Origin of the sequence: Streptomyces sp. NPDC015125, assembly GCF_043080045.1 — a bacterium.
Taxonomy (GTDB): Bacteria; Actinomycetota; Actinomycetes; order Streptomycetales; family Streptomycetaceae; genus Streptomyces.
Map to the genome: position 1 here is coordinate 7,888 of NZ_JBIBVF010000006.1, position 16,133 is coordinate 24,020.

Annotated in this window: 11 protein-coding genes; 6 read left to right on the top strand and 5 right to left on the bottom strand. The window is 69.8% G+C overall.

Translation table 11 applies throughout. The features are described 5' to 3' along the window. Positions 1 to 320 precede the first annotated feature (320 nt). The gene (locus ACF088_RS15940; protein ID WP_392376370.1) at positions 321 to 2,180 is read left to right on the top strand and encodes a BTAD domain-containing putative transcriptional regulator; all 1,860 of its coding nucleotides are present in this window, start codon (positions 321 to 323) and stop codon (positions 2,178 to 2,180) included. Here the strand turns inward: ACF088_RS15940 and ACF088_RS15945 are convergent. Beyond that, a complete protein-coding gene (locus tag ACF088_RS15945) occupies positions 2,093 to 2,329 on the bottom strand; it encodes a hypothetical protein (protein WP_392376371.1) in 237 nt (78 codons plus the stop codon). The genes ACF088_RS15940 and ACF088_RS15945 overlap by 88 nt on opposite strands. A 207-nt stretch (positions 2,330 to 2,536) precedes the next feature. Between ACF088_RS15945 and ACF088_RS15950 the strand changes: the two genes are divergently transcribed. From ACF088_RS15950 to ACF088_RS15965, 4 genes are all read left to right on the top strand, one after another. Then, on the top strand, positions 2,537 to 3,223 hold the full coding sequence (locus ACF088_RS15950; protein WP_392376372.1) for a response regulator: 687 nt from the start codon (positions 2,537 to 2,539) through the stop codon (positions 3,221 to 3,223). A 252-nt stretch (positions 3,224 to 3,475) separates the two neighbouring features. Beyond that, complete coding sequence (locus ACF088_RS15955) at positions 3,476 to 4,078, top strand: LmbU family transcriptional regulator (RefSeq protein WP_392376373.1); 603 nt, start codon at positions 3,476 to 3,478, stop codon at positions 4,076 to 4,078. Positions 4,079 to 4,888: 810 nt separating this feature from the next. After that, entirely contained in the window at positions 4,889 to 8,881 is a 3,993-nt protein-coding gene (locus tag ACF088_RS15960; protein WP_392376374.1) for an AAA family ATPase, read from the top strand. 440 nt (positions 8,882 to 9,321) lie between these two features. Then, positions 9,322 to 10,110, top strand: a complete 789-nt coding sequence (locus ACF088_RS15965) for a GntR family transcriptional regulator (RefSeq protein WP_392376375.1) — start codon at positions 9,322 to 9,324, stop codon at positions 10,108 to 10,110. A gap of 52 nt (positions 10,111 to 10,162) precedes the next feature. On the opposite strand, the gene ACF088_RS15970 is transcribed toward ACF088_RS15965, so the two are convergent. Beyond that, the gene (locus ACF088_RS15970; RefSeq protein WP_392376376.1) at positions 10,163 to 11,380 is read right to left on the bottom strand and encodes an amidohydrolase family protein; all 1,218 of its coding nucleotides are present in this window, start codon (positions 11,378 to 11,380) and stop codon (positions 10,163 to 10,165) included. Positions 11,381 to 11,565: 185 nt separating this feature from the next. On the opposite strand from ACF088_RS15970, the gene ACF088_RS15975 reads away from it, so the two are divergent. Further along, on the top strand, positions 11,566 to 12,015 hold the full coding sequence (locus ACF088_RS15975) for a DoxX family membrane protein (RefSeq protein WP_392376377.1): 450 nt from the start codon (positions 11,566 to 11,568) through the stop codon (positions 12,013 to 12,015). 87 nt (positions 12,016 to 12,102) lie between these two features. On the opposite strand, the gene ACF088_RS15980 is transcribed toward ACF088_RS15975, so the two are convergent. The 3 genes from ACF088_RS15980 to ACF088_RS15990 form a co-directional block, all read right to left on the bottom strand. Continuing rightward, complete coding sequence (locus tag ACF088_RS15980) at positions 12,103 to 13,275, bottom strand: LCP family protein (RefSeq protein WP_392376378.1); 1,173 nt, start codon at positions 13,273 to 13,275, stop codon at positions 12,103 to 12,105. Positions 13,276 to 13,760: 485 nt separating this feature from the next. Next, a complete protein-coding gene (locus ACF088_RS15985; RefSeq protein WP_392376379.1) occupies positions 13,761 to 15,857 on the bottom strand; it encodes a bifunctional polysaccharide deacetylase/glycosyltransferase family 2 protein in 2,097 nt (698 codons plus the stop codon). Beyond that, entirely contained in the window at positions 15,854 to 16,054 is a 201-nt protein-coding gene (locus ACF088_RS15990; protein ID WP_392376380.1) for a hypothetical protein, read from the bottom strand. Before ACF088_RS15990 ends, ACF088_RS15985 begins: the two co-directional genes overlap by 4 nt. Positions 16,055 to 16,133: the final 79 nt, after the last annotated feature.

Consider the following 16,133-nt stretch of genomic DNA (forward strand, 5'->3'; position numbering starts at 1 on the left):
ACCTTTGTTGTGGGGGCCTCCACCCCTTTTAACGGCCCCACGGGGGGGGTTGGGGGGCCCCCCCCCCCCCGGGGGGGGGGGGGCCCCCCCCCGGGGGGGGGGGCGCCCCCCGGCCGGGCGAAGGGCATCACGGCCGTTCTCCGCACCACTCATAACGCGCCAGATTTCGCTGACGGCGCCCTACCGCAGACCGGGGCGAGTTGGCGTATCCGCTATGATCATTTTTTGAAGCAAGTACGCGTCGATTAGGGGGAACGATGCTTGCCTCTCCAACCGTTTCACTTCTTGGTCCCGTTCTGGCGTTACGAGACGGCCGTGAATTGGCGCTCGGATCGCCGACTCAGCGGACGATCTTCGCGGTGCTCGCCGCCCGCGCAAACCGCACCGTCAGCCGCGACGAACTGGTGGACGCGATCTGGGGTGACGGCGCCCCGGCCACCGCTCTGAACAGTGTGTACACCTATATAGCGCGGTTGCGGAACTCCTTGGAGCCCGACCGTGCCCGCGGCACACGCTCCGAGGTCCTGGTCTCTGACACCTTCGGCTACATGCTGCGCGTCGCGCCCGACGGGGTGGACGTCCAGCAGTTCGCCACCGCCCTCGCCACCGCACGGCGGCTGCGGGCCCAAAACGCCGTGCGGGAGGCGGTCAAGGAACTGGAAGCGGGGCTGGCGCTGTGGCGCGGCAGTCCCTATGGCGGCGCGGTCGGCCCCTTCGCGCAGGCGGAACGCGCCCGACTGCTGGAGGCACGCCTGCTGGCGCTGGAGGACGGCGCCGAGATGATGCTGGAGCTCGGGCGGCCCGCCGCGCTGGCCGGTGAACTGGCCGCGCTCGTCCATGATCATCCCTTGCGCGAGCGCCTGCGCTACGTTCTGATGCGCTGCTATGTCGAACTCGGCCGGCACGCCGACGCCATCAGGGAGTACCACAACCTGCGTGGAAGATTGGTCGAGGAAGAGGGAATCGAACCGGGCAGCCATCTGCAGCAGCTGTACGAGAAGGTGCTGCGGGGCGAGCGGCCGGGCGCACGGCTGCTCCCGCAGAAATCCGCCCTCTCGCCGTCCAGCAGCGGTAAACCGCCGACTACCGTGGCCCAACTCATGCGAGACGTACCGGGTTTCACCGGCCGCACCGCAGAGCTGGGGCAGTTGCACCAGCTCGTGACGGCGTCCGAGAAGGCCGGCGAGCCCGCGCTTCTCTTGATCACGGGCGGTCCCGGAGCGGGCAAGACGGCACTGGCCACGCGGTTCGCACACTCGATAGCCCACAAGTACCCAGACGGTCAGCTGCATGTCGATCTGCACGCCTACTCCGACAGGCCCGGTCACAAGACGATCGATGCCGCGCTCGGTCACCTGGCTGCGACCATGGGGGAGCCGGCGCGATTTGAACGCGTCGACGCGCAGGCGTCCTACCGGAGCCTGCTCGCGAACCGTCGGCTGCTCATCCTCGTGGACAACGTTGCCTGCGCCGGGCAGGTCAGAGCCCTGCTCCCCGGCACCCCCTCGTGCCTGGTCATCGTCACCAGCCGCAACGGGTTGCCCGGACTGATCGCGCGGGACGGCGCGCGGCGGATCGTACTGGACGGCATGGGCGAGGAGGCCGCCATCGAGCTGTTCGGCCGGATAGCCGGTGAGCCGTTCGTGGCGCGACACCGCCGCGCGGTGACGAAGCTCGTCGCCGCCTGCGACGGACTTCCGCTGGCGCTGCGCATCGCCGCGACACGCATCAAGGTCGCACCGTCCCCGGACGAGGCCATCGCGAGCTTCGACGACCGTAACGCGGTCGATTTCCTGCAGCTGTCCGGCGACAGCGAGGCCTCGCTGTCCACCGTCATCGGCTGGTCGTACGCCGCGCTGCCGCTCAAGGCCGGCCAGATGTTCCTGGCGCTGGGCCGCCAGAACGACCGGCTGCTCACGCTGTCCAGGGCCGCCGCGCTGAGCGGCATGGACGCATCGAGCTGCTGGAGGGCACTGCACACACTGGCCGATGCGAGCCTCGTACGGGAAGTGGCGCCGGGCCACTTCCGGCTGGACGGGCTGATTCTCGCGTATGCGCAACGGCTGGCAGCAGCGCGGATCCCGGAACAACGTCAGCCTTCCGACCGCTCCGGACGATTAGCGACGATCACCAGGATCGAGCCGACTACCGACAGTGACAGGTTGCAAATGACCTCGTAGCCTTGGAGCGGCGCCATGTGCGGAATGACGTAGTGATTGACGAAGTTGAGCACCGGGCTCAGAAATGGCTGCGTGGCCAGCTGGTCGACGGTACCGCTGATGCCGGCGGCCACCAGGAAGAGCCCGAGGAACTGAACAACCTTTGCCATGGCGCCACGCTATGAGGCCATGCCTGCCGGTCGGATCGGTCACTCGTACTCTTCGCGCCGACCGGAGTCTTGCCGTTCGGCGGCCGGGGAAGACCAAAGTACTGCTGCGTGGCGACTTCGGTGCCGCGCTCCGCGCCGCCGATTCCCTTTGTCCGCAGGCTGGTTCAGTATCGGAAGCAGTCAGGGGCCACCGGCTACCCTGGCCGCATGACCACAGCCGAGCCCACCACGATCGACGTGCTGATTGCCGACGACGATCCACTCGTCCGCGCCGGGCTGTCGGTAATGCTGGGCGGGTCCCCCGATCTGCGCGTGGTCGCCGAGGCCGGCGACGGCGCCGAGGCGGTCAGCCTGGCCCGGCAGCACCGCCTCGACGTGGTCCTCATGGACATCCGCATGCCGGTCATGGACGGGCTGGCAGCTACGGAGGCACTGCGGGCCATGAGCAACGCTCCGGAAGTCCTCGTCCTCACGACGTTCGACGCCGACGAGTACGTACTGCGTGCACTGCGCGCCGGAGCGGCGGGGTTCGCGCTGAAGGACACGCCGCCGCCGGAGATCGTCGCGGCCATCCACCGGGTGGCCCAGGGCCAGCCGGTGCTCTCCCCGGCCGTCACCCAGCGGCTGATCGACCGGGTTCTGTCCACGCAGGACCACACGGGGCGCCGCGGGGAGGCCAAGGGCCGGCTCGCGCTGCTCAACGAACGTGAGCGCGCGGTCGCACTCGGCATCGGCCACGGCAAGTCCAACGCGCAGATCGGCGCGGCGCTCTACCTCGGGGTCTCCACGGTCAAGACGCACGTCTCCAGCATCCTGACCAAACTGGGCCTCAACAACCGGGTCCAGGTCGCCCTGTTGGTGCACGACGCCGGGGAGCTGGAGGGCCGCAGCTGAGCCCGGCCGGGCCGCCGGGGCGTGGTGCCCGTCGGGCCGTCGGCCGGCGTCGCCCCAGGAGCCGGCACCCCTCTCATCAATGACCGAAATAGCGGCATCCCGACATTCGCACGCTCGGCAAAGAAGTTAAAGAAAGGGTATAGACAAGGCACGCACTCCCCTCGCTAGAGTTCTTGCATCGCCGTCAACTGACCTACACGACGGAGGCATTACGCTATGGGGGAACTCAATGCAAGCACGTACTCACGGGAGGTGCATCCTGCGCTGCCCAAACTCAGCGAGAAGCTGTCCAAAGCCGTTGAGAAGTCCATTGCGCGACGCACCACTCTTGAATTGACGTCCGGTATATCACTGGACGACTGGCAGAAAATCGGCAGGCAGCTCTTCGTCGCCGCCGACTCTTCGGCCTGGTGGCTGGGGGACTGGCTCATCTACGGACGGACCATGTATCCGGACCGGTACCAGCGCGCGATCGAGGAGACTCACCTTGATTACCAAACGCTGCGCAATTACGCCTGGGTCGCCCGGCGCTTTGCACCGCCGCGCAGGCGCCCCGCGCTGAGCTTCCAGCACCACGCGGAACTGGCGAGCCTTCCGGAGAACGAGCAGGAGTACTGGCTGGACCGGGCCGAGCGGCTCAGCTGGTCGAGGAACTTTCTGCGGAGCCGTGTCAAGGCCGCCCGCCAGGCCGGCGAGCAGACCGAGCAGCACGCCATCAGCATGCGTGTCGAGGTGAACGTCTCCCGGGACCGGCGCCAGCGCTGGGTCCAGGCCGCCGACGACGCGGACCAGGATCTGCAGAGCTGGGCGATGTCGATGCTCGACCATGCAGCTGCCGCGGTCCTCACGGGATAGCGCACAACGGACAAGGCCGGGCGCCGGCGCTTCGAGTGGTACGAGGCCACCCGGGCGCTGGTGCAACGGTTCGGCTTCCGACAGCACTTCCGCGAAAGGCCCGGGTCACCTCTCAGGTGGCCCGGGCCTTTTCCTTTTCTGCGCCTCGTCGGCTTCTGCGCCTCGTCGGCGGGACTGTCCAGCCGACGTCGCCGTGTTCCGGGCGACAGCACGTGTCCGGGCGGCGGCAGCCGATCCGGTCGTGCCCCGTCTTGAGAATCGGACGCAGCTGTAGGCACCCGCGGGCATCCGCCCTCGTACCTGTGGATTGCGCCTGTGGAGGCGCCTCGGCCCGTGAACCGGGAACCCCGGGCGGGCTCTTGAGGCGAGGAGGCCTTGGTCCGCCGCACAAACAGCGCCGCGCCATTCGCCACCGGTCCCTCCCCTCGTGGGGACCGGTGCCGAATGGCGCAGGCGGGGGCGGTCCGCGCCGGGTGGCGCGGAGCGTGGACGGTGCCGGCCCCGAGGTCACCGTGCGAGCGGTCCGGAGGGGACCGGCTCCACAGATCCCTCGCTCATGAGCCGAGACCGTCACATGGCTCGTGAGTCCGGCAGCAGGTAACCGGGAACAGGCATCAGGAAGTGCTTCTCCAGGGGCTGGGCCGGCGGCTTGTCGGGGTATGGCCCCCTTGATGCGCCGCTGGGGAGTGATCCTGCCAGGTGAGGTTCCCGCTGAGGAGGTTCCGGCATCGGGGCCAAGGCCTTCGGCGCAGGTCAGGCCGCTAAGGTGAGTTTTCCGGTCCGGATGTCCACAGGCGGGGGAAGGAAGGGGTGGAGGCCTTGAGTTCCGACGCAGGGGCACGCACGGCCTTCGCGGAACGACTCGCGCTGCTCTACAAGGAGGCCGGCAACCCGCCCCTCAAGAAGGTGGCCGAGGCGGTCGTCCGGCTCCAGCGGGTCGACGAACGAGGGCGGCCCGTCCGGGTGTCCGTGCAGCGGATCAGCGACTGGCGGCGGGCCAAGAACGTGCCCGCGCAGTTCGCCGCGCTCGCCGCTGTGCTGCACATCCTGATCCCCCAGGCACGGCGCCAGCGGCCCACACCGGTGTCCGCGGGCCTGTACGACCTGGCCCAGTGGCAGCGCCTGTGGGAGCGCGCGGTCGGCGACCGCGCCTCGGCAGCCGCGGAAGAGGAGGGGCGGGCCGCGGCCGAGGCCCCGGCCGCCCCCGGTGTGTGCCCCTACCGGGGGCTGGCTTCGTATCGTCAGCAGGACGCCCGGTGGTTCTTCGGCCGGGAGCGGTGCACGGATGCCCTCGTCGCCCAGCTCCGCGCAGCGGAAAAGCCGGGTGGCCTGGTCATGCTCGTGGGCGCCTCAGGGGCCGGGAAATCCTCCCTGCTGAACGCCGGGTTGGTGCCCGCACTGCAGAACGGCGCGCTGGGCGACGAGAAGAGCCGGGAGGGGAACGTACTGCAGCTGGTGCCGGGAGGCGATCCGCTCGCGGAGCTGACCTCCCGGATCCCCGAGCTCGCACCCGTCCTCTCCGCCGCGGGGGAATCAGCGGCGAAGGAGCCCGGCACGGTGCACTTCGCGCACGCGGTGCGGGAGGCCGTCAGGACGTGGGCGGGGCGCCAGACGTCCTCCACCGCGCGTCCGGTCGTCATCGTGGATCAGTTCGAGGAGGCGTTCACCCTCTGCTCCGACGAGGCGGCCCGGCGCAGCTTCCTCCAGCTCCTCCACGCTGCCTGCACGCACGACGGTCCCGGCGCCCCGGCCCCCGTGCTCGTCATCCTCGGTATACGCGCCGACTTCTACGAACGATGCCTCGGGTATCCCGAACTGGCCGACGCGCTGCAGCACCGGCACATGGTGCTCGGGCCACTGACCACCGCGGAGCTGCGCGAAGCGGTGACCGGCCCGGCCAAGGCCGTGGGCCTGGAGCTCGAAGGGGGGCTGGCGGAGCTGATCGTCCGGGAGGTGAGTGCCGGCGGCCCCGGCGGGACGCACGACGCGGGGGTGCTGCCACTCCTCTCCCACGCCCTGCTCGCCACCTGGCAGCGGCGGAAGGCGGGGCGGCTGACGCTGGCCGGCTACCGCGCGGCGGGCGGAATCCAGGGAGCGGTGGCGGCGACCGCCGAGCAGGCCTGGTCCGGCCTCGACCCGACGGCACGCACGGCCGCCCGGCTGCTCCTGCTCAGGCTGGTCCGGCTGGGCGAGGACACCCAGGCCACCCGCAGGCGGGGGACGCGGCGCCAGCTGGCGGACGAGTCGGCGGACCCCCACAAGACGGAGGAATCGCTGGAAGCGCTGGTGCACGCCCGGCTGGTGACACTCGACGCGGAGGCTGTGGAGATCACCCATGAAGCGCTGCTCCACGCCTGGCCACGCCTGCGCGACTGGATCGACGAGGACAGGACCGGCAACCTGCTGCGCCAGCGGCTGGAGGAGGACGGCAGGGCCTGGGAGGGCGCCCGCCGCGACACGTCGCTGCTCTACCGGGGTTCGCGTCTGGAACAAGCCCGCACCTGGGCGAAGTCTGCCGGTGACACCTTTCTGACCCGGAGTGCGGTGGAGTTCCTGGCTGCTTCGGTCAAGCTGCGCAAGCGCACGGTGTGGATCAGCCGTGGTGCGGTGTCGGCTCTGGCCGTCCTGGCGGTACTGGCCGCCGGTTCGGCGGTGGTCGCGTGGCAGCAGCGGGACGACGCGGTGTTCGAGCAGGTGCTCGCCGAAGCCGATCGCGTCCAGAGCACGGATCCGTCGTTGTCCGCCCAGCTCGACCTGGTGGCACACCGCTTGCGGCCGGACGACGCGGGCACCAACAACCGGCTGATCTCGACGGTGAACGCGCCACTGGCCACCTCGCTGCTCGGCCACACCGGCCCCGTCTACCTCACCGCGTTCAACCCGAGCGGACGGATCCTGGCCACCGCGAGCTACGACCGCACCGTTCGGCTGTGGGACGTGGCGGACCCGACGCGCCCCAAACCCCTGGGCAAGCCCCTGACCGGGCACACCAGCTGGGTGAGCACCGCCGTCTTCAGCCCGGACGGACACACCCTCGCCAGCGCTTCGGACGACGGCACGATCCGGTTGTGGGACGTGCGCAACCCCAGCCGCCCGCGCCCGATCGGTGCGCCCTTGACCGGCCACAACGGCACCGCCTACCTGCTCGCCTTCAGCCCGGACGGACACACGCTGGCCGCCGCCGACGAAGATCGCACCGTCCGCCTGTGGGACGTGGGCGACACCCGCCGGCCGAGGAAGCTCGGCGTCCTGACCGGCCACACCGCCGCCGTGCGCTCCGTGGCCTTCAGCCCCGACGGGCGGACACTGGCGGCCGGTGGTGACGACGCCACGATCAGGCTGTGGGACACGGCCGATCCGCGTCGTCCAAAGCCGGTCGGCACGGCCCTGAAGGGCCATAAGGCCACGGTGCACTCCGTGGCCTTCAGTCCCGACGGCCGCACCCTCGCCAGCGGCAGCGAGGACAACACCATCCGGCTCTGGAACGTGGCCGCCCCGCGTCACGCGACGCCGCTGGGTGCGCCCCTCACCGGGCACACCGGCGCCGTGTGGTCCGTGGACTTCAGCCCCGACGGCAGCAAGCTCGCCGCCGGCAGCGCAGACGGCACCGCGAGCATGTGGAGCGTCCGCAATCCGGCCTATCCGTCGCAGGTCGGCGAGCCGCTCGCCGGCAGCAGTGGCGAAATGTACGCCGTGAGCTTCAGCCCCGACGGCCGCACCCTCGCCACCGGGAGTGGCGACAACAAGGTCCGCCTGTGGTCGATACCGGCATCGGACATGACCGGCCGCATCGGAACGTTCCGCCCGGACGGGCGGGTGCTCGCCACGGCCGCGCGCGACGAACGGATCCGGCTGTGGAACGTGAAGGATCCCCAGCGGCCCGCATTGCTGGGCAAGCCGTTCAGGCCCGGGAAGGGTGACGTGCGGTGGATGGCCTTCTCCCCCGACGGTCACACCCTCGCGGTGCGGGCGGGAAGCCGCGCACTGCAGCTGTGGAACATCACCGACCCGACGCGGCCCGTCCCCTACGGACCGCCCGTCACGCTGCGGACCCGGTACGTGGCCGCACTGGCCTTCAGCCCGGACGGGCAGACGCTGGCAACCCCCTACGACGACCGCTCCGCTCAGTTGTGGGACGTCCGCGACCCGTCGCGCCTTCGTCGGCTCGGCGCGCCCCTCACCGGCCACACGGGCTACGTCAACTTCCTCGCCTTCGGCCCGAACGGCCGTACTCTCGCCAGCGGCAGCGCCGACGGCACCGTCCGGCTCTGGAAGACGGCCGACCCGCGGCACGCCGCCCTGCTCGGTGCGCCTCTCAAGGGCCACCTGGGCCCCGTCAACATGGTCGCCTACAGCCCGGACGGCCATACCCTGGCCAGCGGCAGCGACGACAATACGGTCCGGCTCTGGGACGTCACCAACCCCTTCAAAACCGCCCGTCTCTCCACCCTCACGGGCCACACCGAAGCGATCGCGTCGGTGACTTTCAGCCAGGACGGCCGCACCCTGGCGAGCGGCGGCAACGACGACATGGTCCGGCTCTGGAACGTCGCCGCTCCCTCCAGGGCCACTCCCATCGGCCAATCGATGAGCCCCAACGCCAAGGCCGGCAATTTCCTTTCGTTCCGCCCCGGAAGCCACATCCTCGGGGTGTCGAGCGGCGCCGATACGGTCCGGCTGTGGAATCTGGACGCCGACGAGGCGATTCACCGCATTTGCTCGACCACTCGGGGAGTTCTGACGCCGGATAATTGGCACGCATATCTGCCCCGGCTCTCGTACGCGCCCACCTGCGGCGGATAACGGAGCCGGTTAGCGGAGCCGGTTAACCGGCTCCGGGGCTCCGCCCATGGCATGCCGTCCGGGCGTCAGGAGGACACCTCCGGTCGGTTCTGCGGCGCCTTTCGGTTCCGCGGCGCCCTTTGCTCACGAATTCCACCCCTTGGCGCACCACGCCACGTGATCCCCCTCACAAACCCTCGTAAGAGCTGGGAAGTTGGCTCCCGCCGGACAAGCAGCCTTGTTAGTCTTGGCATCAGCCCGATCGCTGGTGCATCCCCCGTCGCCAGCGATCGGGCATTTCCATGCCCTGCGACGGACCCGGGCAGCGCCCTGCGACGGGCGCGGACAGCCGGGTACCGGACGGACGCCCTCCACTCGTCAACACCTCTTGATGACTCATAAGCTGATGTCGTCCGTCCGTCCGGCGGGCCGGCGCGCCGAGCACGGAACGGTGAGCACGCATGGCAGTGGCGTACGAGCGGATCGCGGACCAGCTCCGGCAGTCCATCCGGGCGGGCCGGTTGAAGCCCGGAGACCGGCTGCCCTCGGAGGCGAAGCTCGCCGAGGAGTTCGGGCGGAGCGTGCCGACCGTCCGGGACGCTCTCCGGGTCCTGCGCGACGAAGGCCTCATCGAGAAGCAGCACGGGCGCGGCAATTTCGTCCGGCGCCCGCGCACCGTTGCCGTGCGCACGAACCTCCGCCACCAGTGGGAGAAGAACCGCGCGCGCGAGCCGCTGGCGGAGCGGGCCCGGACCGGTGCCACCGAGCACGAGACCGGCCTGCACCTCAACGACCTCGTCTTCTGCGCGTCGTACCGCGAGGTCCAGGCCGACGACGACCTTGCGGAGGCCTTCGGACGCCCTGCCGGCACGACCCTCCTGGAGCGCACCTACCGCACCCGGCACGCGACCGAAAGCGCCCCCTTCAGCCTGGTGACCTCGTACCTCGTCCACGACCTGATCGCGAAGAACCCCGGCCTTCTGGACGAGACGAAGGAGCCGTGGCCGGGCGGCACGCAGAGCCAGCTCTGCACCGTCGGCATCGAGCTGGACCGCGTCGAGGAGCGCGTCACCGCCCGTCCGCCGACGCCCGAGGAAGCGGAGGCGCTGGACCTGCCGCCCGGGACGTCGGTGCTGGTGCTCCAGAAGACCTCGATCGACATCAACGACCGGGTCGTCGAGGTCTCTTGCGTCATCCTGCCGGGCGACCGCACGGAAATGCTGGTCACCACTCCCCTGGAACGGTGGTGATGACCACTCCCCCGGAACGGTGGTGAGTGCCGTGCGCCGGTCCGCGCGGCACTCACTCCTGGTCGAAGGGCAGGTCCAGCATGCGGATGGCGTTGCCGCGCAGGATCTTGTACGTCACGTCTGCGGGCAGGCCCGCCACGTGCTCGGCGGCCACCTCCTTCGTATGCGGCCAGGTCGAGTCGACGTGGGGGTAGTCGGTCTCGAAGGTCGCGTTGTCGACCCCCACCGTCTCGATCGATGCGACGCCGTGCTTGTCGCGGAAGAAACAGCAGAAGATCTGCCGGTAGTAGTACGACGACGGCGGCTCGGGGATCAGGTCCTTGACCCCGCCCCACGCCCGGTGCTCCTCCCAGACGTCGTCGGCGCGCTCCAGTGCGTACGGGATCCACCCCATCTGGCCCTCGCTGTACGCCAGCTTCAGCCGGGGGAACTTCACGAGGACGCCGCTGAACAGGAAGTCCATCATCGAGGCCATCGCATTGTTGAAGCTCAGGGAGGCCTGCACGGCGGGCGGTGCGTCCGGTGAGGCGGCCGGCATCTGCGACGACGAGCCGATGTGCATGTTCACGACGGTCCCGGTCTCCTCGCACGCGGCGAAGAACGGGTCCCAGTACCCGGAGTGGATGGACGGCAGCCCCAGGTAGGTAGGGATCTCGCTGAAGGTCACCGCCCGCACCCCGCGAGCGGCATTGCGCCGGATCTCGGCGACGGCCAGTTCGATGTCCCACAACGGGATCAGGCACAGCGGAATCAGCCGCCCGCCACTGTCCCCGCACCACTCCTCCACCATCCAGTCGTTGTACGCCCGCACGCACGCGAGCCCGACCTCCTTGTCCCCGGCCTCGGCGAAGGTCTGACCGCAAAAGCGCGGGAACGTCGGGAAGCAGAGCGACGCCTCGACATGGTTGAGGTCCATGTCCGCCAGCCGCGCCTTCGGGTCCCAGCACCCGCGCCGCATCTGCTCCCGGGTGATCCCGTCCAGCGTCATCTCGTCGCGGGAGAATCCCACGGCGGCGATGATGCGCTTGTACGGGAAGATCAGGCCCTCGTACTCCCACCAGTCGGTGAGCTGGCCCTCCGGGTCCGTGGTGAACCGGTACTTCCCGCCGACGTAGGCCAGCTCGCCGATGCCGGCGGTGAAGGGCTTCGGCCCCTTGTCCTGGTACTTCTTCGGAAGCCAGGTCTCGAAGAGGTGCGCGGGCTCGATCACATGATCGTCCACGCTGATGACCCTGGGAAGCTCCGCCGTGCCGCTCTCGTTGCTGATCACGCTGTACCCCCAACTGCCCGCCGGTGGGTCACGCCGGACCAATATCTGACGACCCATCAGTTTCGAGGTTATGGGCTCCCCCGCGCAACGACAAGGCGGAGCCGCAAACCCCACCCCTTGCGCGACGGCGCGACGTCCGCTCAACTGACACATCGTCAGTTGAGTGGATGGGTCGAGGAGGCAGCATGCAAACGATCTGGCTCGGCGGTGCCGAATGGCTCGCCGTCCTCCGTATCGGCCTCGGCCTGTGGTGGCTGGAGAGCTGGCGCCACAAGGACAAGAAGACCTGGTTCACCGGCGGCGGCATCACCTGGGCGGCCGGCATCGCGGCCAAGCATCGATGGTCCGCGGTCCGTACGGGCTTCGACCGCTTGGTGAAGCCCCGCCCCCGGCTGATGGCGTACCTCGTCGCCTATGCGGAGCTGGCACTCGGCCTCGGGCTCGTCGTGGGCTTCCTGACGCCGATAGCCCTGGTCTCCGGAGCGGTGCTCAACCTGATCTACCTCGTGCTGATGATCCACGACTGGGCGGAGCAGGGGCAGAACCTGATGATGATGCTGATCTCTGCCGCATCGCTGTTCGCCATGAGCTGGCAGAGCTGGTCGCTCGACGGCGCCTGGGGGCTGTTCGTGTAGTGAGCGCCCACGGCTCGGCAGCTCCGGGAGGAAGCCGCCGAGCCGGCGTCGTGACGTCAGGGCATCGGATCGGTGGTGTGCGGTGGGTCAATTCTTCTCGTTCACGGTGACCGGACGATCGTTGTTGAGCTCGGTGAAGAGCTCCTTCGCCTTCGGTGCGTTCCACTGCACGGCGCTGCCCTTGGGAGTGCGGAGGTTGAGGTTCGACACCGGAACATTGAGCCGCTTGCCGTCCCCCGCCGTGACCGCCTTCATCGCCTTGAACAGCGAGGTGAGGTTGGGCAGGCCGGTGTCCTTGTCCACGATCAGCGTGCCGAGCCCCGCGCTCACGGTCGGGTAGACCGTGGACGGATCGAGCAGGACGCCCGGTGTGGCGGCCTTGCGGGCGAGGGCGGCCAGGAACTTCTGCTGGTTCTGGCTCCGGCCCAGATCGCCCTTGGCCTCCTGGTGACGCTGGCGGACGAAGGCCAGTGCCGTACGGCCGTCGAGGGTGTGGCAGCCCTTCGTCAGATTCGCGCCCGACTTCTTGTCCCGGATGTCCCGGTCCAGGCAGAGCGGTACGCCGCCGACCGCGTCCACGATGCCCACGAAGCCGGCGAAGCCGATCTCCGTGTAGTGGTCGACGTGCATGCCGGTGTTGTGCTCGATGGTCTGGACGAGCAGATCGGGGCCGCCGAACGAGAACGCCGCGTTGAGCTTGTTCTTCGATGCGCGGTAGTGCTTGCCGGTTTCGGGCCGGATGTACGGCGGGATGGTCACCCACGAGTCACGCGGCAGACTCACCATCGTCGTTCCGTGGGCGCCGGTGTGCAGCAGGATCATCGAGTCGGTGCGGCGGCCCGCGTCGGCCGAACCGCCGGTGTGCAGGTCCTTCTTGGCTCGGTCGGAGAGGCCCACCCGGCTGTCGGAGCCCACGATCAGGTAGTTGGTCCCCCCGCCCTGCGGCATGCGGTCCGCGATCTTGCCGAGGTCGACCTCGCGGTTGAGCTTGGTGTCGGCCCAGACGTAGGTGCCGAGGGAGCCGGAGAGCAGCACGGTCACCAGCAGGATCGCCGTCCGCCTGACCCGGCGGCGGCGCGGCGAACGGCGGGCGGCGCGCCGGCCGCGGCCCGCGCGCCCGGCTTCGGGGCCCGCGCGGCCGGCTTCGGGGCCCACGCGGCCGGGCCGGACCGCGCGCCCGTCGTTCCCGGGTGCGTCGAACCGGACCGGGGGCGCCGGCGCCGGTGCGGGCGCCCGGACGCCGGGCAGCGGGCTGTTCATGGGCCCTGCCGGGTCCATCCGGGGCCAGTGCATCTGGGGCGGAGACCCCTGAGACGGGTGCGTCTGGGCCGGAGGTTCCTGGGTCGGGTACGTCTGGGGCGGAGGTTCCTGGGTCGGGTACGTCTGGGGCGGGGGCTCCTGAGACGGGTACGTCTGGGCCGCAGGCTCCTGAGCCGGGTACGTCTGGGCCGCAGGCTCCTGAGCCGGGTACGTCTGGGGCGGGTGCTCCTCCGGGAGCCACACCTGCCCGGGGCCGGGGTACGTCGTCTCCGTTTCGCCATCGCGCCAGGTTTCGGGCGGCCTGTCCAGCCAGTCAGTCATGCGCGGAAGTCTCCAATGTCATGTCCTCTTCACCAAGGAGTGCTCGGATCTGCACAAGCGAGCGGGAGGGTGCGGGACCGGGCCGGCGGCCGGCTGTTGGCCGGTGCCCGGGGCGTCCGCACGGCACGTGGCCGTACGGACGCCCCCCAGGGCCCGTTACGGGGTCATCTCGACGTCAGGCCCTCGTACGCGACCGTTTGGCCGATCTGCTGGTCCGCGGTGCCGGAGCGGTGCATGCGCTGCCACTTCAGGCGGGTGCCGAGCAGGAAGGCCACCACGGACTGGATGACCACCAGATACATCAGCTGCCGGTAGACGAAGAGCTGGAACGGCATCGCCCACAGCGACTTCACCGGCTCCCGGTCGAGCTTCAACGCATAGGCGCAACAGGCCAGTTGCAGCCCGAGGAAGCCGAACCACACGGTGGCCGCGAGCACCGGGCCGCGGAACAGCGCCGCGTACAGCGCGAAGACGTCGACGACCGGCGCGAGCAGCGGCAGGGCGACCTGGAAGAGCGCGAGGTAACTCAGCCCGCGCCGTCCGAACCGCCCCGCCGGGCCCACTTCGATGACGGCCCGGCGGTGCTTCCACATCGCCTGGATCGTCCCGTAGCACCAGCGGTAGCGTTGCCGCCACAGCTGCCGCAGCGAGCTGGGCACCTCGGTCCAGGCGATCGCGGACTCCTCGTAGACCACCCGCCAGCCGGCCTGCCACAGGGCCATCGTCAGGTCGGTGTCCTCGGCGAGGGTGTCCTCGCTGACGCCGCCGACGCCCATCAGCGCATCCCGGCGGAAGGCCCCGATGGCGCCGGGGACCGTCGGCATGCACTCCAGCACCTCGAACATCCGCCGGTCGAGGTTGAACCCGAAGACGTATTCCAGGTGCTGCCACTGGCCCAGCAGCCGGCCGCGGTTGCCGACCTTGGTGTTGCCGCTGACCGCACCCACCGCCGGGTGTGCGAGCGGCTGGATCAGCCGGTAGACGGCATCCGGTTCGAAGACCGTGTCGGCGTCGACCATGACCACGATCTCGTACCGCGCATGCGCCAGGCCGGTGTTGAGGGCTGCCGCCTTGCCCGCGTTGTACTGGCGGATCACCTCCACACGGGGATCTCCGATCCGGACGGCGATCTCCGCCGTGTCGTCCGTCGACCCGTCGTCGATCACAATGATCTGCAGCTGCACGTAGGTGGAGGCGAGCAGCGAACGGACGGTGGACTCGATGCCCGCCTCTTCGTTGTAGGCGGGCACGAGCACCGTCACCGGATCGGCGACCTCCCGTAGCCAGGGGGAGCCTGGACGGAAGCGGGTCAGCCGCCGGACGTGCGTCCGGGCGAAGACGACGAGGGACGCCAGCCGCAGCACACCCAGGGTGCCGGCGATGCCCAGCACCCAGGTCATGCCGTGCACGAAGGTGTAGCCGGCGACCTTGATCCAGACCAGGGCCGTACCCAGTCCTCGTTCGGTGCCGGAGACCGTCTTCTCGGCCGGGGGCAGCTTGGCCCCGGCCGTCACGGTGGTGAACTTGTCGACGTTCCGGTTGGCGAGCAGCCGCTCGGTGTCCTTGTAGGCGGTGTCGTTCTGACCGAACTGCCGGATGAGGCCCTGCGACGGCTTGCGGTACCACCGGTCGGCGGCGACCAGTGTGTAGCCCTCCGCACCGGCCTTCTTGGCGGCCTTCCACTCCGCGCCGCACATGGTGTCCGCGGCGGTGGTCTGCGGCAGCCGCAGCAGCCTGGTGTGGATGCCCACCGTGCCGGCCAGCGCCTTCTGCGTGAGCGAGAGCTCCATCCGGGCGCGCAGGGGCGATGCCGAGCCCATGACCGCGCCGGTGTAGGTGTTCGAGCCGATCTCATGGCCCTCGTCCCTGATCCTCCGTACCAGGTCCGGGTGTTGGGCGGCCTGGGCGCCGTACAGGAAGAAGGTGGCGTGGACATGGTGCTTGCGCAGCAGGTCGAGCAGCCGCGGCGTCCACACCGGGTCGGGTCCGCCGTCGTAGGTGAGCGCCACCGTACGGGCCGGCATCCCGGCGGTCTTCACGGTGCCGCCGCGAAGATCCACCACCGGGCCGCCCTTCTCCACCGCCGGCGGCACGGGCTGGGTGCAGTCGCTGCGGATCTTGGCGGCATCCACCTCATGGGTGGTCCAGCCCTCGAGGAACAGGGCGCCGAACACCAGGGGCAGCACAAGGCTCAGCAGCAGCCAATGGCCGCGCGGGTCACGGGACTGGGCATGCCTGCCCCGCTTGCTCCGGCCCCTCACGTCGCGACCGGAACGGTCTCGGGCGCAGCCGGGGTGGGGTGTCTTGAGACAGGGGCGGTGGTGGGGGTGTCGGGGGTGTCGGGGGTGTTGGGGGTGTTGGGGGTGTCGGGGGTGTTGGGGGTGTTGGGGGTGTTGGGGAGCGTGGGGGTGTGGGGGTGTGGGGGAATGTGGGGGGTAATGCGAAATGTGGGGGTCATGGGGGGTGTGGGGGTGGGGGATGTGGGGGTAGTGCAGGCGCTGCGGGTGCCGGCGGTGACCGTCGGGGCGGCCGCCGTG